The sequence below is a fragment of the Streptomyces sp. 8N114 genome (assembly GCF_052245835.1).
Lineage (GTDB): Bacteria > Actinomycetota > Actinomycetes > Streptomycetales > Streptomycetaceae > Streptomyces.
Genome location: NZ_JBQQBT010000059.1, coordinates 1 through 1,993, shown reverse-complemented (window position 1 = coordinate 1,993; position 1,993 = coordinate 1). Strand labels below are relative to the sequence as shown.

General features: G+C 69.5%; 2 protein-coding genes. Both read right to left on the bottom strand.

The genetic code is table 11. The features are described from left to right. Nucleotides 1-25: 25 nt before the first annotated feature. Entirely contained in the window at nt 26-148 is a 123-nt protein-coding gene (locus tag ACTWQF_RS36725; protein ID WP_443284119.1) for a hypothetical protein, read from the bottom strand. 939 nt (nt 149-1,087) lie between these two features. Beyond that, a complete protein-coding gene (locus ACTWQF_RS36720; RefSeq protein WP_443284118.1) occupies nt 1,088-1,375 on the bottom strand; it encodes a hypothetical protein in 288 nt (95 codons plus the stop codon). Between the last annotated feature and the right edge of the window lie 618 nt (nt 1,376-1,993).

Sequence of the window (1,993 nt, the reverse complement as noted above, 5' to 3'; positions counted from 1 at the left end):
CTCCCCCCCCCCCCCCCGCAACCGTTCAGTCGAAGTCGCCGAAGATGCCCAGGAACCAGCGGAAGAACCCGGCGATTCCGGAGCGGTCGCGGTAGTAGCGCTGCCGCCGGACCGCGCGACTTGGACGGCGTTGTGGGTAGCGACTCATAGCCTCGAAACCTCCATGCAGGTCGAACAGATAAGACGTACGGATACGGGGATGCGGCGCGCCGCTGCCCGCCGGCGCGAGACCGCCATCACGGCACGCACGCCACCGAGCTACCCCCATGCCGCGCCACTTGCTTGCGCACTCCACACGAAAAGGCCCTGGCGCCGTCGGGATCCGACGGCGCCAGGGCCTGTCGCCTTACCTCCGCCGCCCTTTGCAGGGTTCCGACCTGTTCACGACGTTGTTCTTATCGTCGTTGGTGACGACCTGGATCTCCTTGTGCTTACCGTTCTCTCCCGTGCACCCGTTGCAGGTCTGCGGGGCCGGCTGGGGCTGCGGGGACTGGTTCGACATGGTGCTCTCCTTCTCGGATGTGCCGGGCGATGGCCTCCGTCGAGAGGGAGGTGGGCCGTGATCGGCCCTGCCCGGCGCAGCCGATCAGCGGCAGGGGCGGGGTGGGGGCAAGCCCGTGCTTTTTGGGCTTGCGGCCGCCCCGCCCCAGCCGCAGGCTGCAAGCGGCGGGCAGGGGCCAACCAGACCGCAGCCCCAGGCACTGCGCGAACGGCACAAGCGGGAACGGAGGAGACCGAACGGCGGCACGGACAGCCACGGAGACTGCCGAGGACTAAGCAGAAACGGTGACGTACACCGGCCAAGCGGGAACGCCGGTGGAGAAATCCGCTGCTGGACGTGCTTGCACGGCCGCAGACGAGGCGAGCGGGCTCTCCGAGACGGCCCGAAGACGCGTACCCCCAGCGAGCAGTCGGCAGCAGACGGAAGCACGCCGGACACCGACGAACGACCCCGCGCCGGGCCCGTACTGAGGTCAAGAGCCAGCACACGAAAAAGGCCCGGTGCCCGCCGGAGAACTGGCGGGCACCGGGCCTCGGCCGCTCAACTGCACAGCTTCGTGTAGCTGAGCGTCGACCGGGACGGGACTCAGTCGCAGTCGTTGTCGTGGATGATGAAGATGCTGAAGAAGCCACCGCCACCGCCACCGCCACCGCCGCTGCCTCGGTTCGGCTTCGGGGCGGGGGGCTTGCTGAGGAACGTTCCTCCGGACTTCGCCGGGGAGAACGCCGCGGCCTGCACCTTCGTGGCACCGCGGCTGTCATTGCTGCAACGGCCATCGCTGCTGGCCGCGCACTGCGCGATCAGCAGGACGCCGACGAGCACGCCCACGATGGCCCAGACCGCCCTTTTGATCCGCTTGCGGTCCTCGTTCATGGTCCCTCCTCTGGAAGGGGACTCGCCGCTCTCTGCGACGGGTGGTGGTCCCCTGTCCGACGCGTGCCGACCGCGCTGCGCTGGGGCGGGAGGCAACCGGGGGAGGGACGAGCCCGGTTGCCTCCCGTCTCGGCGTGGCGCAGGCTCAAAGCGGCGGACAGGGGACCACCACCCGCACTCAGCTCGGTCGTGACAAAGGGACAGCTGCAACGTGAAGCCCGTGACGTCTGAGTTGGCGCAATTCCTGGCTGCTTACGCGCACCAAGCCCACAAAGCGGCGAGCAAGAATCCCGGCAGAGACCCGGACTCACCGCTGCCGACGAAGGCCGGAGCGGCGGAAGAGCCACGGAGGAAGCGGCAAGGAGAGCCGACCCGTACGCCGCGCCGGCTTGCGCGCTCCATACGAGACGGTCCCAAGACGCGTACCCCAAGCGAGGGGAGGCGAGAGTGCGGGGCTGACGCTGACGTGGAAGACCCGCGGGTTGCCCGCCCCGAGGGGCGGGCAACCTAGGCTCCGGCGCCCGCCGCAGTGCGACGGGCGCCGGAGCCGGTGGCGACCGGTTCAGGCGGGATTGCCGCAGAAGAGGCAGGCCCTGGGGCCCAAGACATCGGGGTACG

Bases quoted from the DNA above. Each gene is read 5' to 3' on its own strand.
- ACTWQF_RS36725 (WP_443284119.1), bottom strand. From the start codon at position 148: ATGAGTCGCTACCCACAACGCCGTCCAAGTCGCGCGGTCCGGCGGCAG.
- ACTWQF_RS36720 (WP_443284118.1), bottom strand. From the start codon at position 1,375: ATGAACGAGGACCGCAAGCGGATCAAAAGGGCGGTCTGGGCCATCGTG.